We start from the raw sequence: 25059 nt of genomic DNA on the forward strand, positions 1-25059 counted from the left end.
GCGGTCAGGATCGGGCCTCCCTCAGGTGTCCGGCCAGCAGGCGGACGAACGCCTCCGGGTGCTCCAGATGCGGGCTGTGGCCGCAGTCGGCCAGCACCGCCTCCCGGTAACGGCCGTAGCGGTCCAGGACGGCCCTGGTCTGCGTGACCATCGGCTGGGCCGGGGTGCCGGGCGAGCCGGGCACCAGGCCCAGCGCGCCCAGGTGGGCGAGGTCGTACATCGAGGTGTCGGAGACGATCTGGTCGTCGGCGCCCCTGATCCACAGGATCGGCGGCTTCGGGTCGATCTCGTGCAGGTCGTCCAGCCGGAAGCGGGTCGGGGCCATCGCGTTGAGCACGCCCGTCTTGCCGGGCGCGACGTGCGGCCAGGCTTCCGAGGTGGCCGCGTCGCCGGGGTAGTTGCCCTCGCCGGTGCGGGTGGTGAGCATGGCGCGGACGTAGAAGTCCTCATCGGGGACCGGGTTCTTGACGTACGTGGCGCGGAAGACCGAGCGCGGCGAGGTCATCGCCTCGTCCGACAGGTCACCCGCCGCCAGCCTGGCCACGAAGTCGGGGTTCACGCCGCCCGCCCCCGAGCCGGCGCCGTCGGGGTGGGTGAGCCGGCCGCCGGCGCCCTCGGTGCCGCCGAACCCGTACGGCGAGACCGGGTTGACCAGGGTGACGCTCCGGACGGCGGCCGGGCGGTCGCGCAGCAGGCTGAGCACCACGCCGCCGCCCATGCTCCAGCCCACCAGGTGCACCGGGGCCAGGTCCAGCGCCTCGACCAGCTCGGCCAGGTCGTCGGAGAAGTCGCGCGCGCCGCGGGTGGCGTCGACCGGGAGGGAGTCGGTCTCGCCGAACCCGCGCAGGTCCACCGCGAGCGGCCGGAAGCCGCCGGGCAGCGCGGCCATGGTGTCGCGCCAGAACGCGCCGGAGGAGACGTTGCCGTGCACGAACAGCACCGGCTCGCCGGTCCTGCCGTCGACGGTCCTGACGTGCTGGGTGAGCCTCGGCGTGGTGACCTTCACGCGCGTATCCTCTCGGCCAGGTCGCGTCCCTGCGTCTCCTTGGCGGCGTAGACCGCGACCAGCGTGATGACCGCCGCGGCCGCCAGGTAGATGGAGATCGGCAGGCTGCTGCCGAAGTCGCGGAGCAGCGCCACCGCGATCACCGGCGCCAGCGCACCGGCCACGATCGCCGACAGCTGGGCGCCGATCGAGACTCCTGTGTACCTCATCCTGGTCCCGAACAGCTCGGAGAAGAAGGCCGCCTGCGGGCCGTACATCATGCCGTGGAACAGCAGACCCACCGTGACCGCGAGCGTGATCGCCAGGAAGTTGCCGGTGTCGATCAGCGGGAAGAACGCGAAGATCCACACCCCGACGCCGGCCGCCCCGGCGAGGTAGGTCGGGCGGCGGCCGATCCGGTCCGACAGCGCGCCCCACATCGGGATCGTGACGAAGTGGATGGCCGAGGCGAGCAGCACCGCGTTGAGCACGGTCGAGTTCGACACCCCGGTGCTCTTCGCGTAGGTGATGACGAAGACGGTGAGCAGGTAGAAGGAGATGTTCTCCGCCATCCGCGCGCCGATCGCGATGACGACGTCCTTGGAGTGGTGCCGCAGCACGCCGACGATCGGCGGCGCCTTCTCCGGCTCGGCCCGCTGGAAGACCGGCGACTCGGTGATCGTCAGCCGGATCCAGAGCCCGACCAGCACCAGCACGCCCGACAGCAGGAACGGGATCCGCCAGCCCCAGGCGAGGAACTGCTCCTCCGGCTGCCAGGCGGCGAGCGCGGCCAGCACGCCGGTCGCCAGCAGGTTGCCGCCGGGCGCGCCCGCCTGCGGCCAGGACGCCCAGAAGCCGCGGCGCCTGGCGTCCCCGTGCTCGGAGACGATCAGCACCGCGCCGCCCCACTCGCCGCCCAGCGCGAAGCCCTGCACCAGGCGGAGCGTCGTGAGCAGCAGCGGCGCCGCCGCGCCGATCGCGGCGTGCGTGGGCAGGAGGCCCATGAGGAACGTCGCGCCGCCCATCATCAGCAGGCTGACGACGAGCAGCGTCTTGCGGCCGAACCGGTCGCCGTAGTGGCCGAACACCAGCCCGCCGAGCGGGCGGGCGACGAAGCCGACGGCGTAGGTGAGGAACGCCAGCAGCGTCCCGGTGAGCGGATCGGACTCGGGGAAGAACAGCTTGTTGAACACGAGTGCGGCTGCCGAGCCGTACAGGAAGAAGTCGTACCACTCGATGGTGGTGCCGATCAGACTCGCGCCGACGATCTTCTTGATGGATGTGGTGGCCATGCCGTCACGCTAGGGAGTGACCGGCGTCACTCATATGGGCTGAGAACCCACACTGTCGCCGGTGCCTGTGTGGCCGAGCCGGTGCAGGCGGAGGGCGAGCTGGATCTCCAGCGCCCGGTCCGGCTCCTGCCAGCCGTCGCCGAGCAGCTTGCCGATGCGGTCCAGCCGCTGGGTGACGGTGTTCACGTGGATGTGCATGGTCTCGGCCGTGCGCGAGGGGGAGCCTCCGGCGGCGAAGTACGCCGCGAGCGTGGCGGCCAGCGCGGTGCCGCGGCGCGTGTCGTACTCGATCACCGGGCCGAGCGCGGACGTGACGAAGCCGGGCACGTCGCGGCCCTCGCCGATGAGCAGCCCGACGAACCCCAGCTCGGCGGTGCTCGCGCCGTCGCCCGCCCGGCCGAGCGCGACCAGCGCGTCCGCGCAGCGCCGCGCCTCGCGGTAGGCGCCCGCGACGTCTCCGGCCCGGGCCGCGCCGGCCGTCGCGGGGGCGTGCAGCGAGACGCTCAGCTCCGCGGCCACGCGCCGGGCGAGCGGGCCCGCGTCCGTGCCGGGCAGCAGCAGCACCACCTCGTCGCCGCGCCCCGCGGCCAGCCCGTGCCGGAGCGCCGCCTCCGCCGACGCCCAGAACGCGGCCCGCTCACGCTGCCCGTCGTGCCGGGCCACGACCACGACGTGCGGCGCCGACAGGTCGACGCCCAGCCGCAGGGCGCGGTCGCGCAGGCCGGGCGAGCCGGGCCGGGAGATCAGGTCGTCCAGCAGCTCGCCCCGTACGCGCCCCTCGGCCTCCGCCACGCTCCTGCGGAACAGCAGCAGCAGCGCGCACACCAGCGCGGCCCGCTCCAGGATGCGCTCGTCGGCGTCGTCGCTGCGCAGCACCAGCGTGCAGAGCGGCGCGCCGCCGACGTCCACCGACGCGATGCGCAGGTCGCCCCTGCGCACGGTACGGCCGAGCGCGCGCGAGGCCTGGGCCGCCTCGAACACGCCGGCGTCGAGCCCGGCCGCGTCGCCCGCGAGCGGCCTGCCCAGGTCGTCCAGCACGGCCAGCTCGCCGCCGAGCACGTCCGTCACCACGGCGGCCACGTCCTCGATGCCGCCGCCGCGCAGCACCAGCGAGGTCATCCGGTCGTGCGCCGTCGCCGCCCGCTCCACCGCCTCGGCGTGCTCCCTGGCGACGCGGTGCGCCTGCGACAGCTCCTCCAGCGCGTTCCTGGTCTCCTGCAGCAGCCGGGCGTTGTCGATCGCCACCGCGGCGTGCGCCGCCAGGCTGCCCAGCAGCGAGACCTCCTCCTGGTGGAACGGCCGGGCGCTGCGGTTGGCCGCGAACAGCACGCCGATCACCCGCTGGCCCAGCCGCAGCGGCACCCCCAGGATCGCGACCAGGCCCTCCTCGGTGACGGCCTCGTCGATGTCGTGCTTGTGGCGGAAACGGGCGTCGGCGAAGTAGTCGGCGGTCGCGTACGGGACCGCGGTCTGCGCCACCAGCCCGCCCAGCCCCGACCCCATGGCCAGCCGCAGCGATCGGAACTTGGCCGAGATCGAGCCGTCGGTGACCCGCATGTAGGTGTCGCCGCGGGCCGGGTCGTGCAGTGTCAGGTAGGCGGTGTCGGTCGCCAGGAGCTGCCTGGCGCGGTGCACGATCGCCTCCAGCACCGCGTCCAGGTCGCGCAGCGCCGACAGGTCGCCCGCCGTGTCGTACAGCGCCGACAGCTCGGCCTCGCGCCTGGCCCTGCGCCGCAGCAGCGCCCGCACCTTGAGCGCCTCGACCTTGGCCCTCTCCAGCTCCTCGACGGCGGCCGGATCGGCGCCCGCGGCCCTGGCCTCGATCACCGGCCCCTCGAACTCGACCGCCGACGCCTCCCTGGCGAGGAGCTCCAGGAAACGCTTGGTCATCGCCGCCGCCCCGGCCGTCGTGAGGGCACTACCGCGCCGTCCAGCCGCCGTCGACCGGCAGGGACACCCCGGTGATGAACGAACCGGCCGGCCCGCAGAGGTAGGCGGCCAGCTCGGCCACCTCCTCGGGCTCGATCAGCCGCTTGATCGCGGCGGGCCGCAGCATGATCTCCTCCACGACCTGGTCGGGGCCGACGCCGTGGACCCTGGCCTGGCCGGCGATCTGGCCCTCGACCAGCGGGGTGCGCACGTACGCGGGGCAGACGCAGGTGGAGGTCACGCCGTGCGGCGCCCCTTCGAGCGCCAGCGTCTTGGAGAACCCCTCCAGCGCGTGCTTCGCCGTCGTGTAAGCCGACTTGTACGGTGAAGCGCGCAATCCGTGCACCGAGGAGATGTTGACGAAACGTCCCCACCCTCTCTCGTACATGCCCGGCAGCACCCGCCGCGCGATCAGGAACGGCGCCTCGACCATCACCTTGAGTATCGCCGAGAACACCTCGGGCGGGAACTCCTCGATCGCGGCCACGTGCTGGAAGCCGGCGTTGTTCACCACGATGTCGACCGGCTCGTCCGGCAGCGCGGCGACGAACCCCGGGTCCGTCAGGTCGGCCACCACCGCCACGCCGCCGACCTCCGCGGCGACCTCGGCGGCCGGCTCGGCCAGCCGGTCCACGACCAGCACCCGCGCCCCGTCGATGGCCAGCCGCCTGGCGCACGCCGCGCCGATCCCGCTCCCGGCTCCCGTCACCAGCGCAGTCCGCCCAGTCAGCTCCTTCGCCATGGATCCGACCCTAAGCGTCGCCCCTCGGGCCACGGCATGGGTGCTCACGACATAGATCGGTGCAGCCCTATGTGTGGGCGCTCGCCTGATACTCTTGCGCTCATGACCGCGTACCCGATGCTGTGGTGGCCCGCCCTCTAGGCGGTCCTGCAGCGCGCGTACGCACCCCGGCCGCCTCGACGAGGCGGCCACCCGGCAAGGGGCGCCCCCCGTCGAGCATTCGAGACGAGAAAGGGCGTCATCCATGACCGGCACCACCACCTGGCCCGCACTGCTCACCACGCTCCTCGACGGTGAGCCGCTCAGCTCGGCCCAGACCTCCTGGGCCATGTCGGAGATCATGTCGGGCGGGGCCACGGACGCCCAGATCGCCGCCTTCGCCGTCGCGCTGCGCGCCAAGGGCGAGAGCGTCGCGGAGCTCTCCGGCCTGGCCGACGGCCTGCTCGCCGGGACGTCCGCGATCAGGATCCCCGGTGAGACCGTAGACCTGGTCGGCACGGGCGGCGACCGGGCCAACACGGTCAACGTCTCCACCATGGCCGCCGTCGTCGCCGCCGCCGCGGGGGCCAAGGTGGTCAAGCACGGCGGCCGGGCCGCCTCCTCCAGCACCGGCGCCGCCGACGTCCTGGAGGAGCTGGGCGTCGTCGTCGACCTGCCGCCGGCCGCCGTCGTGGAGGTGGCGGAGGAGGTGGGCATCACGTTCTGCTTCGCCCCCGTCTTCCATCCCGCGCTCAAGCACGCCTCACGCCCGCGCCGCGAGCTGGGGGTGCCCACGGTCTTCAACTTCCTCGCCCCGCTCACCAACCCGGCCCTGCCCACCGCCTCCGCCATCGGCGTCTACCACCCCACGATGGCCGAGACCATCGCTGGCGTGCTGGCCGAGCGCGGCGCCTCCAGCCTGGTCTTCCGCGGCGACGACGGCCTGGACGAGCTCACCACCTCCGGCCCCTCCACCATCTACGTGGTGCGCAAGGGCACCGTCAGCCGCACCCGCTTCGACCCCGCCGACCTCGGCATCCCGCGCTGCGATCCCGGCGACCTGCGCGGCGGCCCGCCGGCCCGCAACGCCGAGGTGGCCCGCGACACGCTGTCGGGCGTGCGCGGGCCCGTCCGCGACATCGTGCTGCTGAACGCCGCCGCCGCCCTGGTCGCCGCCGAGGGCGCGCCGGGCGCCGACGACCTCACGCCCGCGCTGGAGAAGGCGTACGAGCGAGCCAGGACGGCGGTCGACAGCGGAGCCGCCACCGACCTCCTCGAACGGTGGGCCGCCGCCACCCAGCGGCAGACCGCCCGTTAGGACGGGCGGGTCATCGACAGCACGTCGAGGGCGGCGTCCAGCTGGGCTTCCGTCAGGGTGCCGTCAGCGACGTGACCGCGCTCGATGACCACCTCGCGGATCGTCCTGCGCTCCGCGAGGGCCTGCTTGGCGATCTTGGCGGCTTCCTCGTAACCGACGTACCGGTTGAGCGGGGTGACGATCGACGGGGAGGACTCGGCGTACTCGCGCATGCGGTCGACGTTGGCCGTGATGCCGGCCACGCAGCGGTCGGCCAGCAGGCGGGAGATGCCGGCCAGCAGGCGCACGGACTCCAGGATGTTGCGGGCGATGACCGGGAGCTGGACGTTCAGCTCGAAGGAGCCGGAGGCGCCCGCGAAGGTGATGGCGGCGTCGTTGCCGATGACCTGGGCGGCGACCATGGCCGTGGCCTCGGGGATGACGGGGTTGACCTTGCCCGGCATGATGGACGAGCCCGGCTGCAGGTCGGGCAGGTTGATCTCGCCGAGGCCCGCGCGGGGGCCGGAGCCCATCCACCGCAGGTCGTTGGCGATCTTGTTGAGCGAGACGGCCACGACCTTGAGCTGGCCCGACAGCTCCACGATGGAGTCCTGCGTGCTCTGGGCCTCGAAGCGGTCGGCCGCCTCGCGGAAGTCGATGCCCGTGGCCTCGCGGAGCTTGGCGATCGCCTTCTCGGCGAAGCCCGGCGGGGTGTTGATGCCGGTGCCGACCGCGGTGCCGCCCAGCGGGAGCTCCAGCACGTGGCCGAGAGCCCGCCGCACCCGGACCACGCCGTGCTCGATCTGGGTGGCGTAGCCGCCGAACTCCTGGCCCAGCGTCACCGGCGTGGCGTCCATCAGGTGGGTCCGCCCGGCCTTCACCACGTCGCCGAACTGCAGCTCCTTGGTCCGCAGCGCGACCGCCAGATGCTCCAGCGAGGGCAGCAGGTGGAACGAGACCTCCGTCGCCGCCGCCACGCGGATCGACGTCGGGAACACGTCGTTGGACGACTGCGAGGCGTTGACGTGGTCGTTCGGGTGGACCGGACGGCCCAGCCGCTCCTCGGCCAGCGTCGCGACGACCTCGTTGACGTTCATGTTGGAGGAGGTGCCGGAGCCGGTCTGGAAGACGTCGACGGGGAAGTGGGCGTCATGCTCGTTCTCCGCCACGTCGGCGGCCGCCTGGGCGATCGCCTCGGCCAGATCCTTGTCGATCACCCCGAGCTCGCCGTTGACCTCGGCGGCCACCGCCTTGATCAGGCCGAGGGCGGCGATGTGGGACGGCTCCAGGGCACGGCCGGAAACGGGGAAGTTCTCCACCGCCCGCTGGGTCTGCGCGCGCCACTTGGCGCTGACGGGGACGTGCACCTCGCCCATCGAGTCGTGTTCAACGCGATACTCGGTCATGCCTCCCAGTCTTACCCACAGCGGGCGGATCAGTTCGTCAGCAGTGCCACGACGAGGATGGCGATCACCACGGCGGCCGCGGCGGCCACCCCCATGAGCACCAGCATGCCGGTGCGGTTGCTGGGGCGTTGCTCGGGGCCGACGATCGAGAACAGGTCGGTGCCGAGACCGGGCGCGTCGTCCGGCTCCGGCGGCAGGGCCGGCGGGAACTGCTGCTGCTGCCGACGCGGCGGCATCTGCTGAGGGCCCGACGGGTGCGGCATCTGCTGCGGGCCCTGGCCGGGCTGCTGCTGCGGGGCGGGCGGGTAGACCTGGAGGCCGGGGGAGTTCGGCTGGGGGCGGGGGAGACGGGTCGTGGTGAAGGCGCCCTCGTCGGAGTGCGGCCCGCGCTGCGGGGGCGGGCCCTGCGGGCTCGGCGTCTGGGGGAGCGGGGTCTTCGGGCGCATCATGCTCACGGTGCGCTCCGAGTCCTGCGGACGCTCCTGCGCGGGCGGGCGGCTGAACGCGTCACGTCCGGCGCCGTACGGGTTCCCCCCACCCGATCCCGCGCCGTACGGGTCGGAACCGCTGGGTCCTGTGCCGTACGGGTCGGAACCGCTGGGTCCTGTGCCGTGGGGGTCGGACCTGCTCGGTCCTGGGCGGCCGTGCGGGTCGGTGCCGGCGTAGGGGTTCGCTCCGGCGGGGCGGGGGGCGCCCGCACCGGGGGAGGGGGGTGTCTGCGCGGCCGGAGCCTGGGGGTACGGGCGGTCGCCAGGAGCGGGACCGGGGCCGAAGTGGCTGGGCCCGCCCGCCGGGCCGGGGAAACCGGCGGGAACGGGGCCGGCGCCCGGAGGGACCGGGCCGACCTGCGGCGAGGCGCCGGGACGGGGGGCTTGGGGCAAGGAGGGCTCCTGGTCGGCGAGTGACTCGGCCGTGATCACCGGCATCTCGCTGGTCGGCGTGTCTGCGACCATCCGCAGCATGGTCTCCGCCTGGGCGGCGTTCAGCCGGCGCTGGTGGTCCTTGTTGAGCAGACCGTCGAGCACGGGCCGCAGCGGGCCCGCCTGGGTGGGCGGGTCGGCGCTCTCACTGAGCAGCGCCGCCAGCGTCTCGGCGATCGTCGCCCGCTCGTACGCGGGACGGCCCTCGACGGCGAAGTAGAGCGTCGCCCCGAGCGACCAGAGGTCGGACTCGGGGCCGGTGTAGTCGCCTCTGGCACGTTCCGGCGCGGTGTAGCCGGGCGAGCCGATGACCATGCCGGTCCTGGTCAGCTTGGAGTCGCCCTCGGCCTTGGCGATGCCGAAGTCGGTGAGCACCACGCGCCCGGTCTCGGTGATCAGCACGTTGCCGGGCTTGACGTCGCGGTGGGTGATGCCCTGGGCGTGCGCGGCGCGCAGCGCGCCCAGCAGGTCGACGCCGATCTCCGCCACCAGCCGGGGCGGCAGCGGCCCCTCCTCGTCGATCACCTGTTCCATGGAGCGGCCCTCGACGAGCTCCATGATGATCCACGGCCGGTTGGCGTGCACGATGACGTCGTGGATGGCCGCGACCGCCGGATGGCTGATGCGGGCGGCGAGGCGCCCTTCGCGGACCATGCGTTCGCGCAGCTCGGCGCGCTGCTCCTCGGTCAGCCCCGAGTCCTGGCGGATCTCCTTGACCGCGACCTCGCGGCCGAGCGCGCGGTCGCGGGCCCGCCACACGGTGCCCATGGTGCCGCGGCCGAGCGGCGCGAGGAGCTCGTAGCGCTCCGCGAGCAGGTGCGTCTGCTGTTCCGGCATGAGAAGAAGATATCGATTCTCGCTTGGGAAGTGCTTTACCCTCGCTTGCGAAGTTCTCTAGGCCAGAACCGCCGAGGAAGGAACAACTTTATCACCGTAGCCATGAAACGGGCATAAGTGGATGGCATTGGACGGGATTCGACCCGCCTGCGGTGGACACCCTCACCCGGCCGGCGTTCCTGACGCTGCGGGGGAACACTCAACGGGGGTGTGGTGACGTCGGCCCGGTGGAGGCCGCGGTGGGTGGGCCGGCGTGCGAAAGCGGGCGCGCTCGGCACCATCGCGGGACGCGGGAGCCTGCGCGGGGTCAGCGGCTCCTCGGCCGAGCCGCCCCCCGCGACGCGGGTCAGCATCAGCGAGGCGCGTACGGAGTCGAGGCGGGTGTGGGGGTCGATGCGGAGCAGCGCGTCCAGGACCGGCGCGAGCGGCCCCGCCTTGCTCATCGGGATCGGCTCGCCACTGGTCAGCGCCGCGAGCGCGGCGGCCGCCGTACGCCGTCCGTGGAGGCCGCGGCCCTCGACGGCGGTGTAGAGGGTCGCGCCGAGCGACCACAGGTCGGCGGCGGGGCTGGCCTTGGAGCCGAGCACGCGCTCCGGCGCGATGTAGCCGGCCGAGCCGAGGACGATGCCCGCCTGGGTGATGGAGACGTCGCCTTCGAGCGCGGCCAGGCCGAAGTCGGTGAGCACCGCGCGGTCCTCGGTCACCAGCACGTTGCTGGGCTTCACGTCGCGGTGGAGGATGCCCTTGGCGTGGACGGCGCGGAGCGCGCCGAGGATCTGGCGGCCGATCTCGGCCACCCTGCGCGGCTCCAGCGGCCCCCGCTCCTGGATGAGCTGCTCAAGGGACCTGGCGCGGAGCAGCTCCATGACGATCCACGGCCGGTCGTCCTCGGTGACCACGTCGAAGACCGTGATCACGGACGGGTGCGCCACCATAGCGGTCGCCCGGCCCTCGCGCTCGGTGCGCGCGCACAACTCGGCACGCAACTCCTCGTCGAGGACTTTGGGCAGGCGGACCTCCTTGACCGCCACTTCACGATTGAGCAGCTCGTCATGTGCCCGCCACACGGTGCCCATGCCGCCGCGTCCGACCGGCTCCACGAGCCGGTAGCGCGCGGCGAGGAGGTAACCGGAGGGCGCACGCATGCCTGGCAGCTTACCTATTCGTGTAAACCGACCAGTAGAGGCCGGGCCGATTATTTGTTGCGAATCCAAGTCAACTCGCCTGACTGGTCGGGTCAGTGACATGTCATGGCGCTTTCCCCCGCGAGTGGTCCGCAGCCCTTCTGAAAGGCGCGCACACGACACCGTCAGCAGGTTGTAAGGCTGTGGTAAGGGCGCGGGGGCATCGTGGGCGCAACGGGCAGGGATCCTCAGAGGAGGCCGGAAACTGTCGGTGCCGGTCGTCAGAATGAAGGCATCCGCCCGAAGGTCGACCGACGAAGACCAGAGGACGTGAAGAAGATGCGCCAGATCCGGGTTCGGCGCCGGCCCCGCAGGCCGAGCGCGACCTCGCTGGACCTCCGCACGCCGTCGGGGCGCAAGCTGCCCTACTGAGACCAGGACAACCAGGAGCGCCACCTGAGAGGTGCGAGATGTGCAGTCACTTCCCCGAATGTCCCAGCGCCGGCTCATTGAACCGTGAGGCCGCTCACGTGCTCAAGGCCCACCCCGACCAGGGCTGGAGCCTGCTCTGCAACGGTGTGGTGCTGTTCGAGGACACCGGCCTGCTGCTCCCCGACGGCTCGGTCGTCGCCCCCCACCGCACGCTGCTCGCCGCCTGAGCGGCCGGTGCCGGGTATCACCCGGCACCGGCCACGGGTCAGCGCCGCCGGCCGATCGACAGCACCGGCCCGGTGGTGTCGGTGAAGAAGTCGTTGCCCTTGTCGTCGACCACGACGAAGGCCGGGAAGTCGACCACCTCGATCTTCCAGATCGCCTCCATCCCCAGCTCCGGATACTCCAGCACCTCGACCTTCTTGATGCAGTCCTGCGCCAGCCGGGCGGCCGGGCCGCCGATGGAGCCCAGGTAGAAGCCGCCGTACTGCCCGCAGGCCTCGGTCACCTGCCGTGACCTGTTGCCCTTGGCCAGCATCACCATCGAGCCGCCGGCGGCCTGGAAGCGCTCCACGTACGAGTCCATCCGGCCCGCGGTGGTCGGCCCGAACGAGCCGGACGCGTATCCTTCCGGGGTCTTGGCCGGGCCCGCGTAGTAGACCGCGTGGTCCTTCAGGTACTGCGGCATCTCGCCGCCCCCGTCGAGCAGCTCCGCGATCTTGGCGTGCGCGATGTCGCGGGCCACGACGAGCGGCCCGGTGAGCGACAGCCGGGTCTTGACCGGATACTTCGACAGCTCGGCCAGGATCTCCGGCATCGGCCGGTTGAGGTCGATCGAGACGACGTCGCCGGACAGGTGCTCGTCGGTGGTGTCGGGCAGGAACCGCGCCGGGTCCGTCTCCAGCCGCTCCAGGAACACGCCCTCGGGAGTGATCTTGGCGAGCGCCTGCCGGTCGGCCGAGCAGGAGACGGCGATGGCCACCGGGCAGGAGGCGCCGTGGCGCGGCAGCCGGATCACCCGCACGTCGTGGCAGAAGTACTTGCCGCCGAACTGCGCGCCGATGCCGAGCTTCTGCGTCAGCTCGAAGACCTTGGCCTCCATCTCCAGGTCGCGGAAGCCGTGGCCGGACTCGGAGCCCTCGGTGGGGATCGAGTCGAGGTAGCGGGCGCTGGCGTACTTGGCGGTCTTGAGCGCGTACTCGGCGGACGTGCCGCCCACCACCACGGCCAGGTGGTAGGGCGGGCAGGCGGCGGTGCCGAGGGAGCGGATCTTCTCCTCCAGGAAGGCCATCATCCGCTTCTCGTTGAGCACGGCCTTGGTCTCCTGGTAGAGGAACGACTTGTTGGCCGATCCGCCGCCCTTGGCCATGAACAGCAGCTTGTACTCGTCGGGGTGGCCGTGCGGGTCCTCGGCGTAGAGCTCGATCTGGGCGGGCAGGTTGCTGCCGGTGTTCTTCTCGTCCCACATGGTCAGCGGGGTCATCTGGGAGTAGCGCAGGTTGAGCTTGGTGTACGCGTCGTACACGCCGCGGGAGATGGCCTCGGCGTCGCGGCCGTCGGTGAGGACGTGGCGGCCGCGCTTGCCCATGACGATCGCGGTGCCGGTGTCCTGGCACATGGGGAGCACGCCGCCGGCCGAGATGGAGGCGTTCTTCAGCAGGTCGAGCGCCACGAACCGGTCGTTGCCGCTGGACTCGGGGTCATCGACGATCTTGCGGAGCTGGGCCAGGTGGGACGGGCGCAGGAAGTGGGAGATGTCGTGGATGGCGGCCTCGGTGAGCTGCCGCAGCGCCTCGGGGTCCACTTCGAGGAACGTGCGCCCCGCCGCCTCGACCGTCCGCACCCCTTCCGATGTGATCAGCCGGTATTCGGTGTCGTCGGCACCCAGCGGGAGAAGGTCGGTGTAGTCGAAGTCGGCCATGTCCATCCTTTCGATCCGCTAGAAGGGTACGCCTTTGCCGGTCACCGTCCGTCCCTTGGGTGGCGCGGGGGTCGCCTCGGAGGTACGGGAGCGCGCCCCGCTCAGCCCGACCAGGATGCCCGCGATCACCAGCCCCGCCCCGGCCAGGTCGTAGGCGGACGGCGTGGCGACGCCGAGCACCAGCCCGGTGACGATCGCGCCGACCGGGATGAGCCCGGCGAACAGCCCCGCCCTGCCCGGCCCCAGCCTGGGCAGCGAGCTGTACCAGAGCAGGAACGCCACCACGGTCACCACCACGGCCAGATAGCCGAAGCCCAGCGCCTCGGCCGTGGTCGGCACCCGGAGCATGCCCGGCCCCTCGCGCACCACCCCGATCGCCGCCAGCATCGGCACGGCCAGCACCGTGGAGTACGTCGACACCCGGATCGCGCCGAGCTTCGGCAGCAGCGGCAGCGCCAGCACGGAGAAGCACACCTCGCCCGCCAGCGCGCCCAGCGCCCACAGCAGGCCGGGCAGGTTGCCGCTGCCTAGCCCGGTGGCGAGCGTCGCGCCCGCCACGACCACGGTGGCCCCGGCGAGCAGGCGCGGCGCCGGTCGGCCGCCGGCGAACGCCAGCCAGAGCGGCACGGTGCCGAGGACGGTGCCGACGAGCGCGGGCCCGGCGGCGCGGGCGGACTCGACCACGAACACGTTGAACAGCGCGAGCCCGGTCAGGGCCAGCGCGCCGAGCAACAGCCACTCCCGGGGCGTCAGGCGGACGAACCGCAGCCCCATCACCCGGGTGATCGCGACCAGGATGACGGCCGCGACCAGGTAGCGCACGGCCTGCCCGCCGTACACGGGATAGTCCCCGACCAGGTCGGACACTCCGGCCAGGGTGCCCACACAGAACATGGCCGCGGTGGCCCCGGCGACTCCGCTTCTCATGGCTGCCAGGCTAGGGACACAATGGTCCGCGTAAACAGTCCAATCCAGCGCTGCGACAGAGGACCAATGTGGCCGACCTCCATGTGCCGATAAATCGGGAAAAAGGGGGGATCGCCGGGCAGATCGCCTCTCATCTGCGCGACTCCGTCCGTCACGGCCGCCTCGCCCCCGGCACCCGCCTGCCCGCCACCCGCGACCTCGCCGCCGACCTGAACGTCTCCCGCGGCGTCGTGGTCGAGGCGTACGAGCAGCTCGTCGCCGAGGGATTCCTCGTCTCCCGGGTCGGCGCCGGCACCCAGGTCGCCGCGACCGCCGCGCACCGCGCCGAGCCCTCGCCGGTCCAGGAGGGCGCCCCCTACTACGGGCACCGCCCGACCTCGCCCGACCTCGGCTTCTTCCCGAGGGAACGCTGGCTGGCCGCGATCCGCCACGTCCTCGCCACCATGCCCGGCGACGCGCTCGACTACGGCGACCCCGGCGGCGTCCCCGAGCTGCGCGAGGAGCTGGCCGGCTATCTGAGGCGGGTGCGGGCCGCCGACGTGCGCCCGGACAACCTGGTCGTGGTCGGCGGCGTGGCCCAGGGGCTGAGCCTGATCCTGCGTGTCCTCGCGGGGGCCGGCCGGCTCCGGCTCGCGGTGGAGGACCCGGGCAGCCACCGCCAGCTCCCGCTGCTGCGCCGCGCGGGCGCGGACCCGGTTCCGGTCCCGGTCGACGGTGAGGGGCTGGACGTGACGGCGCTGCGGGACCGCGCGGACGCGGCGCTGGTCACGCCGGCGCACCAGTTCCCCACGGGCGTGGTGCTCTCGCCCGCGCGGCGGGCCGCGCTCATGGAGTGGGCCCGCGACGGCGACCGGGTCATCCTGGAGGACGACTACGACGCCGAGTTCCGCTTCGACCGCGACCCGGTCGGATGCCTCCAGGGGCTCGCGCCCGACCGGGTGATCCTGTCCGGCAGCGTGAGCAAGGCGCTGGCGCCCGGCCTGCGGCTGGGCTGGGTCGTCGCCCCGGCCCGCCTGGCCGAGGCGGTCCGCCGCGCCCGGGGCGAGCTGGACCTGGGCTCCCCGGTGATCGAGCAGTACGCGCTGGCCCACTTCCTGCGCACCGGCGGCTACGACAGGCACCTGCGGCGGATGCGCAGGGAGTACCGCCGGCGCCGGGACGCCCTGGTCGAGTCGCTGGCCCGCGAGCTGCCCGAGGTCCGGGTTCTGGGCATCGAGGCGGGCCTGCACGTCTACCTGGAGCTGCCGCGGGGCTGGGACGAGGACCGGATGGCCGCGGCCGCCCGGAAGCTGGGCCTGGTCGCCGAGCCGGTCGGCCCGATGCGCTTCGGCGCCGGCCCGCCGGCGGTGGTGGCCGGGTTCGCCCGGTTGCCCGCGCGCCGCGCCGCGGAGACGATACAAGGGCTTAAAGTCCTTATGTCTGGACAAATAGAGATCTGAGGGTTACAAAGAAGGCCGATCCCAACGGGAGGTGCCATGCGCGTGGGTTTGCTGGGGCTGGGACGGATCGGCGCGTTCCACGCCGCGACGCTGGCCGCGCACCCGCTGGTCGACGACCTGATCGTGGCCGACCCCGTACGGACGTCGCCGCACGGCAGGCCCGGAGACCCCTTCGAGGCCGACGCGGTGGTCATCGCCACCCCCACGAGCACCCACGCCGAGCTGCTGCTGGAGGCGTGCCGCCGGGGCGTCCCGGCCTTCTGCGAGAAGCCGGTGGCCGGCGACGTCAAGGGCACGCTGGAGGTGCTGGAGGCGGCCGGGGACAACCGGGTGGTGATCGGGTTCCAGCGCCGGTTCGACGCCGGGTACGCGGCCGCGGCGGCCGCGCTGCGCCGGGGCGACCTCGGCGACCTGCACCGGGTGCACCTGATCACCGCGGACCCCGCGCCGCCGCCCGCCGGGTACATCCCGCTGTCCGGCGGCATCTACCGCGACTGCCACATCCACGACTTCGACATCCTGCGCTGGGTGACCGGCCGCGAGGTCGTCTCGGTGTACGCGACGGGGGCGAACCGGGGGGCCGCCTTCTTCGCCGAGGCGGGTGACGTCGACACCAGCGCCGCGCTCCTCACCCTGGACGACGGCACGCTCGCCACCGTCCAGGGCTCGCGTTACAACGGCGCGGGGTACGACGTCCGCATGGAACTGGCCGGCACCAGGGGCACGAGGGCCGTCGGCCTGAGCCCGCGCGCCCCGCTCACCTCGGCCGAGGGGCTGACGCCGGAGGGTGAGCCGTGGCCCGACTTCGTCGCCCGGTTCGCCGACGCCTACCGGGCCGAGCTCGACGGGTTCCTGCGCGGCGCGGACGGCCTGTGCACGGTCGAGGACGCGCTGGCGGCGCTCTTCGTGGCGGAGGCGGCCGAGCTGTCCCGGCGCGAGCGCAGGCCGGTCGAGGTGGCCGAGGTCAGGCCGAGCTCACCGCGGTGAGGTGACCGCCTTCGGCTCGAACCCCCTGGCCAGGACCACGATCGCGGCGGCCAGCACCAGCGGCGCGGCGAAGCCTGCGCGCATGCCGGCCGCGTCCGCGAGCCCGCCCACCAGGGCCGAGCCCACGATGAAGCCGACGTAGTTGAACAGGTTGACCCGGGCGATCGCCACCCCGGTGCCCGACGGGTCCAGCCGCCCGGCGGCCGAGAACGACTGCGGCGCCACCACCGAGAGCCCCACCCCGGTCAGCCCGAACGCCACGATCGCCAGCGGCTGGCCGGGCGCGAACACGATCCCCAGGAAGCCCAGCGTGGCGATCGCCCCGCCCAGCCTGACGACGGCTGCGGGACCGTACCTCCTGACCACCACGTCCCCGGCCAGCCGCACCAGCAGCGTGGTCGCCTGGTAGGCGGCGTAGGCCAGCGGGATCACCCGGGCGTCGGCGGACAACTCGTCCTGCATGAAGACCGTGCTGAAGTTCGAGACCGCCGCGTCGCCCACGTACAGGAAGCCCATGGCCAGGCAGAGCGGGATGATCGGCCCCCACGGGAACCGGGTCCCGGCGGCGCGCTCCACGGTGCCGGCCCGCTCCTCGTCCGGCGCGTACAGCCGGGGGCCGGCGTAGAGCGACCCCGCGACGGCGAGCACCATGGGGATCGCCATGACGGCCTCCAGCGGCAGCCCGTCGCCCGCCGCCGACACCCACAGCGCGCCCGCCAGGCTGAACACGCTCCACAGGCAGTGGAAGCCGTTCAGCACCGCCCGCCCGTACCTGCGCTCGACCGCGACGCCCTGCATGTTCATGCCCGCGTCCACCGCGCCGACCGCCACGCCGAACAGCAGCAGCACCGGCACGAGCAGCGTCACGCTGGGAGCCAGGCCGGCGAGCACGACGGCCACCGCGACCGCGGGCTGGGCCAGGCGCAGCAGGAGCCGGCTGCCCAGGCGGGCGGCGAACGCGCCCGCCGCCACGCTGCCCACCCCCGCGAACACCGGCACGATGAGCAGCAGCGCGGTCAGCGCCCCGGTGCTCAGCCCGTGTTTGTCCTGGAGGTGCGCGACCTGGGTGAGCAGGGTGGCGAAGGACAGGCCCTGCACCGCGTACACGGCGAAGGTGGCGAAGCGGGCCTGGCGATCACGCGGAGACGGCACGGCGGCCTCCTGAGTGGGGGGAAATCAAACGTGAGGCTGGGTCAGGTTAATCGCTGGGAACGCCGCTCCACCAGCACTCAGGCAAGGTTCTTCGGCCGGCTTTCCACCGCGCCCGCCACGGCGTACTCCGCCGACAGCTTCCTCCCCGCCGCCCAGAAGCCGAGCGCCGCCACCGCCGCCACCTCCACGGCCGCCAGCCCGCGCTCCACCAGGCCGAGCGGCACGACCTGCCACCACCGCAGCCCGTCCTGCGCACCGAGCAGCACCAGCACACCAAGCCCCGACACGTACAGCAGCGAGCACACCCCGAGCCCGAACGCCACCAGCGAAGCGGGGCGCCGCACGCCGCGCCGCCACGGCCTGGCGATGATCAGCGCGGCCAGGGGCAGGCACAGGAAGGCCACCAGGCTGCCCGCCCGGTGGATGCTGCCGCTCAGGCTCGGCCCCACCGACCAGTCGTGCTTGGGGAAGTAGGCCGCCACCAGCAGCCCGGCGCTCCACGCCAGCAGCGCGAGGGTGCCGACCGCCCCCGCCAGCCTGGCCCGCGCCAGCGACACCCCGATGGCCGCCGACCCCACGGCCAGCAGCGTCACGCCGAGCCCGAACAGCCAGCCCAGCTCGGTCAGTCCGTGCTCGCTGATCGTGCGCCGCAGCGGGTCGATCTCGCCGAGGGCGGCCACGTCGAGCCCGAGGACGACCACGACCCCGGCGCCCACCGCGCCCAGTCCCCAGCGTGCCGGCCGTCGCACGGCGCCCTCCCATGTCGATCTCTCCGGGTCCAACGGCTCGCGGACGCCGGGGATTCCGATCGGGCAAAGCTCGTGTTCGCCGGATATCGTGTTAGGCGTGAACGAACGCCCCGGATCCTGGCTCCCCCGCCTGCAGGAGGCCGGTGAACGGCTGGCCGAGGAGTGGGTGTCGGCCCGCCGCCCGCCCAAGGACAAGCTCCCGCAGCCCGCCGAGCTGCGCGCGTCCGACGCCGACCGCGAGCGCATCGCCCAGGTGCTGCAGGACGCGCACGCCGACGGGCGGATCACGCTGGAGGAGCTGGAGGAGCGGCTCGGCGTCCTCTACTCGGCCCGCACGCTCGGCGAGCTGGCCAAGCTGACCGAGGACCTGCTGCCCGCCGACGAGCAGCCGCTCAACCTCGACGGCAGGCCGGTCTCCGCGTTCTTCCGCCAGCAGCAGCGGGGCGGGCGCTGGGTGGTGCCGGCGGAGCTGGACGTCACCGCCATGTTCGGCACCACCAAGCTCGACTTCCGCGACGCGATCCTGCAGAACAGCCGCGTCGTCATCAACGCCACCCTGGTCTTCGGCGGGCTGGAGATCCAGGTGCCGGAAGGGCTCGAGGTCATCCGGGTCACCAAGGACAAGACCGCACGGCTCACCAAGGGCCCCGAGGAGCCGGGCGCGCCCGTCGTCGAGGTGCGCACCACCAACTTCGTGGGTGACGTCTCGGTCAAGCAGCCCAAGCGCAGGCGCCGCCGCTGATCAGCCCGCGGTGTCGAAGTTGATCGCGCTGTAGGCGCGCAGCTTCCACAGTTGGTGCTCGCTCTCGATCTTGCGGATCGTGCCGGAACGCCCGCGCATCACCAGCGACTGGGTCATCGCCACGCCGCCGCGGTAGCGTACGCCGTCCATCAGCTCGCCCTGGGTGATGCCCGACGCCGCGAAGAACACGTCGTCGGACTTGACCAGGTCGTTCGTGGTCAGCACCTGGCCGAGGTCGAGCCCGGCGTCCAGCGCCTTGCGGCGCTCCGCCTCGTCGCGCGGCCACAGCTTGCCCTGGATGACGCCGCCCAGGCACTTGAGCGCGCACGCGGCCACGATGCCCTCCGGCGTGCCGCCGATGCCCAGCATCAGGTCGATGGCGGAGCCGCCGCGGGCCGCCATGATCGCGCCCGCCACGTCGCCGTCGGTGATGAACTTGATCCGCGCCCCGGTCTCCCTGATCTCCTTGACGAGCTGCTCGTGCCGGGGCCGGTCGAGCACCACCACGGTGACGTCGGCGGGCGAGCAGTGCTTGGCCCTGGCCACCGCCCTGATGTTGTCGCCCACCGGCCGTTCGATGTCGACCACGTCGGCCGCCTCCGGGCCGGTCACCAGCTTCTCCATGTAGAACACGGCCGACGGGTCGTACATCGAGCCGCGCTCGCTCACCGCGATCACCGAGACCGCGTCCGGCATGCCCAGGGCGGTCAGCCGGGTGCCGTCGATCGGGTCGACGGCCACGTCGCACTCTGGACCGCTGCCGTCACCCACCTGTTCGCCGTTGAACAGCATCGGGGCATGATCCTTCTCGCCCTCGCCGATGACCACCACACCGTTCATCGACACCGTGTTGATCAACTGGCGCATGGCGTTCACCGCGGCGCCGTCGGCGCCGTTCTTGTCACCCCTGCCCACCCAGCGGGCCGCGGCCATCGCCGCCGCCTCTGTAACGCGGACGAGCTCCAGAGCGAGGTTACGATCGGGGGCATGCTCGCCCGTGGCCAACGGCTCGGGCACCGAGGTCTGATCCGACATGATGTGTGAGGCCTCCTCGTGACGACTATCCCGATGGTAGTTGTCCCTGTATCCCCGGTCAGCGGAGGATAATGTGCCAACCATGAGCAGCGAAGCGCAACCGCCTGTGACAGGCCGCACATCCGAGCGTGGTGCGGCCACGCGCTCCGCGCTGCTGCGCGCCGCCAGAGACGTCTTCGTCTCCAAGGGCTTCGCCGAGGCGGGCGTGACCGACGTGGTGGCCAAGGCCGAGGCCAGCGTCGGCAGCCTCTACCACCACTTCGCCGGCAAGGCCGACCTCTACCTCACGCTGTTCGAGGAGTTCCAGACCCGGCAGGCGCAGCGCACCAAGCAGGCCGCGCGCGCCGCCCGCGAGGCCGGCGAGACCGACCCGATGCGGGTGTTCGTCAGCGCCGCCCGCGCCTATCTCGACGGCTGCCTGGCCGAGCGCGAGCTGGCCGCGCTGTTCCTGCGCGGCGACGGGCCGCCCGGCTTCGAGGTCGTCATGCGCGACCGGCTCCGCACGTGGGCCCGCCGCAACGCCGCGCTCTTCGACGACGACGAGAACGCGCTGGTGGTGGTCCTGACCGGCGCGCTGGCCGGCGCCGTCAGCGAGATCGTCCAGTCGGGCGACAGGAAGCTGGCCGAGAACGTCCTGGAGATCATCGGCCGGCTCCGACCCGCCGGGTCCGCGACCGGCCCCGCCCGCGGGTAACCTCGCTAACTGTGCGACGGTTCACCGAAGGTCTCCACGGCTACGTCGTGGCCGTGCTCGTCTGCCTGGCGGCGGTCGGGCTGTTCCTGCTGGTCACACCGAGAGGCCAGGCGGAGCACATCCCCAAGCGCGACTACTCCATCACGGTCGCCAACTTCTCCCGTACGGTCCCGTACACGGTGTGGGAGCCCGCCTCGGATCCCGAGGGGTGGATCTCCAACAGCAACCGGATCGCCGAGGGCGAGAACGGCGCCCAGGTCCTCCACATCGGCTACGCCACGGCCGCGCGCGAGCACGCGATGTTCATCCAGAGCGACGAGAAGCCCGCGGCGGAGTTCGCCAACCGCATGGCCAACTCCGACAAGGCCGTCGGCACCCAGCAGGTCGGCGGCGAGACGTGGGAGCGGCGCTTCCGCGAGGACAAGAAACAGCGCTCCCTGATCCGCGTGCTGCCCGACGTGACGCTGGTCGTGACGGGCACCGCCGACTGGCCGGAGCTCGGCCAGCTCGCGTCCGCGCTGCGAGAACGTCCCAAATCGGCCACCTGACCCGCCCTGGACGCTGCTAGCATCAGCGTCCGCGTGGAAGGACGCGCCTTGACGGGTGCCGGTTCTGCTGTCAACCACGTGCGAAGGCCCCCGCCCGAGGCGGGGGCCTTCCCTTTGGCGCGGCATTAAGGTGGGGAGCGTGGCTGACGAGAAGACGCCCTCGTACGAGCAGGCGCGCGAGGAGCTGACCGACGTGGTGCGCCGTCTGGAGGCCGGCGGGCTCACGCTGGAGCAGTCGATCGAGCTCTGGGAGCGCGGCGAGAAGCTGGCCGCCGTCTGCGAGGAGTGGCTGCAGGGCGCCAGAGTCAAGCTGGCCGCCGCCATGGCCCGCCGGGCCGAGCCGGGCACCCAGGACGACACCCCCTTCTGAACGCGGGCCCCGTCGGGGATGACCGGCCCGCCGCACTCCCCTTCCCGGCCCGCGGTCAGCTGAGCCGGGCGCGCAGGATGACCCGCCCAGCCGAGCCGGTCTGACAGGGCTGGCCCGCTCCCCGCACCTTCCAGACCGGCCCGCGGTCAGCTGAGCCGGTCTGACGGGGGTGGTTCGCTCCCCGCACTCTCCTTTTCGGCCCGTGGTCAGCTGAGCAGGTCTGACGGGGGTGGTTCGCTCCCCGCACCCTTCTTTTTCGGCCTGCGGTCAGCTGAGCCGGTTGAGGGTGATGACGGGGATGACGCGGGTGGTCTTGGTCTCGTAGTCGGCGAAGCCGGGCGCCTTCTCCACCATGCGGGCGTAGAGCCGGTCGCGCTCCTGGCGGTCCACGACGGAGGCCTCGGCCTGGAACTCCTCGGTGCCGATCTCGACCTTCACCTCGGGGTTGGCGCGGAGGTTGTGGAACCACGCCGGGTTGTCGTCGGCCCCGGCCTTGGAGGCGATCACGACGAGCCGTCCGCCGTCCTCCAGGTACATCACCGGGCTGGTCACCTGCCTGCCCGACCTGGCACCCGTGGTGGTCAGCAGGAGCAGGTCGGCGCCCTCGAAGTAGCCGCCCACCTTTCCGCCGTTCGCCCGGAACTCCTCGATGACCTGCTGGTTGAAGTCGCTCATGGTTCCTCCTGTCAAGCGGAGAGCTCTCCGTATTGTGTCAACCGCGGAGCCTAACCGGAGATTCCTCCGGTTGCAACGCGCGTATGCTCGGATCCGTGTGCGGACGTCGCCAGCTGCCGGTGGTGGGGCAGCCCCAGCCGGAGCGCGCCGACGCGGCGCGCAACCGGCAGAAGATCATCGATGTCGCGGCCCGCATGATCGAGAGCCGGGGCGCCGACCAGCTCTCCCTGGACGAGGTCGCCAAAGAGGCCTGCGTCGGCGTCGGCACGGTCTACCGGCGCTTCGGCGACCGGGCCGGGCTGGTGTGGGCGCTCATCGACGAGCGGGAGCGCCGCTTCCAGGAGGCGTTCATGAGCGGCCCGCCGCCGCTGGGGCCGGGAGCGGCGCCGGCCGAGCGGGTCGGGGCCTTCCTCGCCGGTCTCGTGGACCGCGTCGTGTCGCAGCTCGATCTGTTTCTGCTGGTGGAGCTGGGCTCACCCAAGTCCAGGTTCGGCGGGCCCTACCGAGTCCACCATACCCACCTGGCCACGCTGCTGGCCGAGGCCAGGCCCGACGCCGACCCGCACTTCCTGGCCGACGCCCTGCTGGCCCCGCTCAACGCCCACCTGATCTCCTACCAGCGCGACGAGCGCGGCCTGACGGTCGAGGAGATCAAGGCGGGGGTCGCCTCCATCGCCGCGGCGGTCACGGCTCGGCCCGCACCGTGAGGCGGTCGTCGGGCAGCCGTACGGTGAGCTCGTCGCCCGGCGCGACCTCCTCGGCCCGGCGCACGACCTCGCCCGTCGGGCGCTGCACGATCGCGTAGCCGCGCTCCAGCGTGGCCGCTGGCGACAGCGCCACCAGACGGGCACGCACGTGGCCGAGGTCGTCTCCGGCCCGGTCCAGCGAGCCCGACAGCGCGCGCCTGGCGCGCTCGCGCAGCGCGTCGGCCTGCTCGGCGTGCCGCTCCAGCTCGCGCACCGGATCCGCGAGCGAGGGACGCGAGCGCACGGCCGCCAGCCAGGACATCTCCCGGTCGAGCCAGCCGCTCACCACCCTGCGGCCGCGGTCGCGCAGCTGGCGCACCAGCGAGAGCTGCTCACCCACGTCGGGGACGACCTTCTTGGCGGCGTCGGTGGGGGTGGAGGCGCGTACGTCGGCCACCAGGTCGAGCAGCGGGCTGTCCTGCTCGTGGCCGATCGCGCTGACGACCGGGGTGCGGCACGCGGCCACCGCGCGCACCAGCGTCTCGTCGGAGAACGGCAGCAGGTCCTCCAGCGACCCGCCGCCCCTGGCGATGACGATCACGTCTACGCCGGAGTCGGCGTCGAGCCGGCCCAGCGCCTCGGTCACCTCGCCCACCGCGTACGGGCCCTGGACCGCGACCTCCTCCACCTTGAACCGCACGGCGGGCCAGCGGCGCCGCGCGTTCTCCAGCACGTCGCGCTCGGCCGCGGAGTCGCGGCCGCAGATCAGCCCGACCGTGCCGGGCAGGAAGGGCAGCCGCCGCTTGCGCTCCGCGCCGAACAGCCCTTCGGCCGCCAGCAACTGGCGCAGCCGCTCCAGGCGGGCCAGCAGCTCGCCCACGCCGACCGGGCGGATCTCCAGCGCGGTGAAGGCGAACGAGCCGCGGTTGACCCAGAAGTCCGGCTTGACGTGGACCACGACCCTGGCGCCGTCGGCGGGCCTGGGCATCGCGGCCTCGTACACCCCTCGCGGGGCCGTGACCCGGGCGGACACGTTGGCCACCGGGTCGCGCAGCGTCAGGAAGACCGTGCCGCCGCGCGCGCTCAGATCGGTGATCTGACCCTCGACCCAGACCGTGCCCAGCTTGCCGATCCAGCCGCCCACCATCTGCAGGACCGTGCGGACCGGCAACGGCGCCTCGGGCGTGGTCTTGGACGTCATTCGCCCGCGCGCAGCTTGGCCAGGCGGTTCTCGTACATGCGGATCACCTCGGGCCGACCCGAGGTGGCCTGCTCGTACGCGAGGTACTCGGCGATCTGCTCGCCGGTCTTGCCGCGCATGCGGGCGCGCAGCGAGGCCACCGACAGCGAGGCGAAGCCGGGCAGCGGCTCGGTCAGCTCGCCCGCGCCCAGGGCCGGCTCGTGCTCGGCGACGGCGGCGGGGACGGTCTCGGCGGCCTCGGCCAGCTTCGCGGTCTCCGGCGCCTTGGCGGGCGCGGCCTTGGCCTTCTTGGCCTTCGGCTTCTCCTCGGCCTGCTCGGGCTCCGGCTCGGTGACGGTCACCGGCTGGGCGACGGCCGGCTCATGGGCGAGCGTCGGCTCGGAAGCGGGCTCCGGCGCGGCGGCGGGCTTGGCCTCCGGCTTGGGCTGCGCCTCGGTCTTGGCCTCCGGCTTGGGTGGCGCCTCAGTCTTGGCCTCGGTCTTGGCCTCCGGCTCGGGCCGCGTCTCGGTCTTCGCCTCGGTCTTGGCTTCGGGCTTGGTCTCGGTCTTGAGGTTGGCCTCGGGCTCGGGCTTCGGCTTGGTCTCGGCCTCCGGCTTGGTGTCCGTCTTGGCGGCCGGGCTGAAGATGACAGGGTCCGGCTTGGTCTTGGCGGTGCCGTTGGGCTCGGCCGCCTCCGGCCTGGGGGCGAAGATGACCGGCTCCTTGCGGGCCGGTTTCGCCTCCTCCTCGACGGCGGCCGGCTTCTCGGCCGTCGCGGGACGGGATTCGAGGTCGTCCTTCTTCTCCTCGTCCTTGCCGCCCCTGAGCGAGTTCTTCACCCGGTCGACCAGCATGAGCGTCTGACCGGCGGCGCTGAGCGTGGTCTGGACGACGAAGAGCGGCAGCTCGCGGGCCTTCTCCTTGAGCCTGTCCTTGTCGGTTACGGTCTTGGCGATGTTGCGTATCACGTCGCTGAGGGACATGTACGTCTCCCTGGGAGGTCAGTGTGGA

General features: G+C 72.6%; 24 protein-coding genes. 9 read left to right on the forward strand and 15 right to left on the reverse strand.

Annotated elements, in window-relative coordinates; translation table 11 throughout:
* Positions 1–4: 4 nt before the first annotated feature.
* From AB0K05_RS33820 to AB0K05_RS33835, 4 genes are read right to left on the reverse strand one after another with little or no spacing between them, the layout of a single operon-like run.
* Positions 5–1006, reverse strand: coding sequence for an alpha/beta hydrolase (locus AB0K05_RS33820; RefSeq protein ID WP_271275811.1), 1002 nt, complete (start codon positions 1004–1006; stop codon positions 5–7).
* Positions 1003–2277, reverse strand: coding sequence for an MFS transporter (locus AB0K05_RS33825; protein WP_271275812.1), 1275 nt, complete (start codon positions 2275–2277; stop codon positions 1003–1005). Before AB0K05_RS33825 ends, AB0K05_RS33820 begins: the two co-directional genes overlap by 4 nt.
* A gap of 30 nt (positions 2278–2307) precedes the next feature.
* Positions 2308–4167 (reverse strand): helix-turn-helix domain-containing protein, encoded by a 1860-nt coding sequence (locus AB0K05_RS33830; protein ID WP_364234637.1) that lies wholly within the window; start codon positions 4165–4167, stop codon positions 2308–2310.
* Positions 4168–4195: 28 nt separating this feature from the next.
* Positions 4196–4948, reverse strand: a complete 753-nt coding sequence (locus AB0K05_RS33835; RefSeq protein WP_219544040.1) for a 3-hydroxybutyrate dehydrogenase — start codon at positions 4946–4948, stop codon at positions 4196–4198.
* Between the two features lie 244 nt (positions 4949–5192).
* On the opposite strand from AB0K05_RS33835, the gene trpD reads away from it, so the two are divergent.
* On the forward strand, positions 5193–6245 hold the full coding sequence (gene trpD, locus AB0K05_RS33840; RefSeq protein WP_364234640.1) for an anthranilate phosphoribosyltransferase: 1053 nt from the start codon (positions 5193–5195) through the stop codon (positions 6243–6245).
* Here the strand turns inward: trpD and AB0K05_RS33845 are convergent.
* From AB0K05_RS33845 to AB0K05_RS33855, 3 genes are read right to left on the reverse strand one after another with little or no spacing between them, the layout of a single operon-like run.
* Positions 6242–7630, reverse strand: coding sequence for a class II fumarate hydratase (locus tag AB0K05_RS33845; protein WP_219544038.1), 1389 nt, complete (start codon positions 7628–7630; stop codon positions 6242–6244). The genes trpD and AB0K05_RS33845 overlap by 4 nt on opposite strands.
* A gap of 29 nt (positions 7631–7659) precedes the next feature.
* A complete protein-coding gene (locus tag AB0K05_RS33850) occupies positions 7660–9387 on the reverse strand; it encodes a protein kinase (protein ID WP_364234642.1) in 1728 nt (575 codons plus the stop codon).
* 35 nt (positions 9388–9422) lie between these two features.
* Complete coding sequence (locus tag AB0K05_RS33855) at positions 9423–10532, reverse strand: serine/threonine-protein kinase (RefSeq protein ID WP_219544036.1); 1110 nt, start codon at positions 10530–10532, stop codon at positions 9423–9425.
* 449 nt (positions 10533–10981) lie between these two features.
* On the opposite strand from AB0K05_RS33855, the gene AB0K05_RS33860 reads away from it, so the two are divergent.
* The gene (locus AB0K05_RS33860; protein ID WP_148029184.1) at positions 10982–11170 is read left to right on the forward strand and encodes a DUF5999 family protein; all 189 of its coding nucleotides are present in this window, start codon (positions 10982–10984) and stop codon (positions 11168–11170) included.
* Positions 11171–11208: 38 nt separating this feature from the next.
* Here AB0K05_RS33860 and AB0K05_RS33865 read toward each other — a convergent pair whose 3' ends face one another.
* Complete coding sequence (locus AB0K05_RS33865; RefSeq protein WP_148029185.1) at positions 11209–12864, reverse strand: fumarate hydratase; 1656 nt, start codon at positions 12862–12864, stop codon at positions 11209–11211.
* A gap of 18 nt (positions 12865–12882) precedes the next feature.
* On the reverse strand, positions 12883–13791 hold the full coding sequence (locus AB0K05_RS33870) for a DMT family transporter (RefSeq protein WP_219544033.1): 909 nt from the start codon (positions 13789–13791) through the stop codon (positions 12883–12885).
* A 68-nt stretch (positions 13792–13859) separates the two neighbouring features.
* Between AB0K05_RS33870 and AB0K05_RS33875 the strand changes: the two genes are divergently transcribed.
* Positions 13860–15230 (forward strand): PLP-dependent aminotransferase family protein, encoded by a 1371-nt coding sequence (locus AB0K05_RS33875; RefSeq protein WP_364234646.1) that lies wholly within the window; start codon positions 13860–13862, stop codon positions 15228–15230.
* A 36-nt stretch (positions 15231–15266) separates the two neighbouring features.
* Complete coding sequence (locus AB0K05_RS33880) at positions 15267–16217, forward strand: Gfo/Idh/MocA family oxidoreductase (protein ID WP_364234648.1); 951 nt, start codon at positions 15267–15269, stop codon at positions 16215–16217.
* On the opposite strand, the gene AB0K05_RS33885 is transcribed toward AB0K05_RS33880, so the two are convergent.
* Positions 16206–17369 carry an MFS transporter gene (locus tag AB0K05_RS33885; protein WP_271279167.1) on the reverse strand — a complete coding sequence of 388 codons (1164 nt, stop codon included), beginning with the start codon at positions 17367–17369 and terminating at the stop codon, positions 16206–16208. The genes AB0K05_RS33880 and AB0K05_RS33885 overlap by 12 nt on opposite strands.
* A 77-nt stretch (positions 17370–17446) precedes the next feature.
* Positions 17447–18118 (reverse strand): DUF998 domain-containing protein, encoded by a 672-nt coding sequence (locus AB0K05_RS33890; protein ID WP_364234650.1) that lies wholly within the window; start codon positions 18116–18118, stop codon positions 17447–17449.
* 97 nt (positions 18119–18215) lie between these two features.
* On the opposite strand from AB0K05_RS33890, the gene AB0K05_RS33895 reads away from it, so the two are divergent.
* Positions 18216–18860 (forward strand): DUF1707 domain-containing protein, encoded by a 645-nt coding sequence (locus AB0K05_RS33895; protein WP_187280940.1) that lies wholly within the window; start codon positions 18216–18218, stop codon positions 18858–18860.
* Here the strand turns inward: AB0K05_RS33895 and glpX are convergent, their stop codons facing one another.
* The gene (gene glpX / locus AB0K05_RS33900; protein WP_148029191.1) at positions 18861–19895 is read right to left on the reverse strand and encodes a class II fructose-bisphosphatase; all 1035 of its coding nucleotides are present in this window, start codon (positions 19893–19895) and stop codon (positions 18861–18863) included.
* A gap of 82 nt (positions 19896–19977) precedes the next feature.
* Here glpX and AB0K05_RS33905 point away from each other — a divergent pair, with 82 nt between their 5' ends.
* The 3 genes from AB0K05_RS33905 to AB0K05_RS33915 all read left to right on the forward strand — a co-directional run bounded on the left by AB0K05_RS33905 (position 19978) and on the right by AB0K05_RS33915 (position 21507).
* Positions 19978–20589, forward strand: a complete 612-nt coding sequence (locus AB0K05_RS33905) for a TetR/AcrR family transcriptional regulator (protein ID WP_148029192.1) — start codon at positions 19978–19980, stop codon at positions 20587–20589.
* 11 nt (positions 20590–20600) lie between these two features.
* A complete protein-coding gene (locus tag AB0K05_RS33910) occupies positions 20601–21137 on the forward strand; it encodes a DUF4245 domain-containing protein (RefSeq protein ID WP_364234653.1) in 537 nt (178 codons plus the stop codon).
* A gap of 139 nt (positions 21138–21276) precedes the next feature.
* Complete coding sequence (locus tag AB0K05_RS33915; protein WP_148029194.1) at positions 21277–21507, forward strand: exodeoxyribonuclease VII small subunit; 231 nt, start codon at positions 21277–21279, stop codon at positions 21505–21507.
* Between the two features lie 267 nt (positions 21508–21774).
* Here the strand turns inward: AB0K05_RS33915 and AB0K05_RS33920 are convergent, their stop codons facing one another.
* Positions 21775–22182 (reverse strand): nitroreductase family deazaflavin-dependent oxidoreductase, encoded by a 408-nt coding sequence (locus AB0K05_RS33920; protein ID WP_219544026.1) that lies wholly within the window; start codon positions 22180–22182, stop codon positions 21775–21777.
* Between the two features lie 95 nt (positions 22183–22277).
* Between AB0K05_RS33920 and AB0K05_RS33925 the strand changes: the two genes are divergently transcribed.
* A complete protein-coding gene (locus tag AB0K05_RS33925; RefSeq protein WP_219544025.1) occupies positions 22278–22889 on the forward strand; it encodes a TetR/AcrR family transcriptional regulator in 612 nt (203 codons plus the stop codon).
* Here the strand turns inward: AB0K05_RS33925 and xseA are convergent.
* Both xseA and AB0K05_RS33935 read right to left on the reverse strand, forming a co-directional pair.
* On the reverse strand, positions 22867–24069 hold the full coding sequence (gene xseA, locus AB0K05_RS33930) for an exodeoxyribonuclease VII large subunit (RefSeq protein WP_219544024.1): 1203 nt from the start codon (positions 24067–24069) through the stop codon (positions 22867–22869). The genes AB0K05_RS33925 and xseA overlap by 23 nt on opposite strands.
* A complete protein-coding gene (locus AB0K05_RS33935; RefSeq protein WP_364234657.1) occupies positions 24066–25031 on the reverse strand; it encodes a hypothetical protein in 966 nt (321 codons plus the stop codon). The genes xseA and AB0K05_RS33935 overlap by 4 nt, the downstream gene beginning before the upstream one ends.
* Positions 25032–25059 lie beyond the last annotated feature (28 nt).

The organism is Nonomuraea sp. NPDC049486 (assembly GCF_040676925.1).
Lineage (GTDB): Bacteria > Actinomycetota > Actinomycetes > Streptosporangiales > Streptosporangiaceae > Nonomuraea > Nonomuraea ferruginea.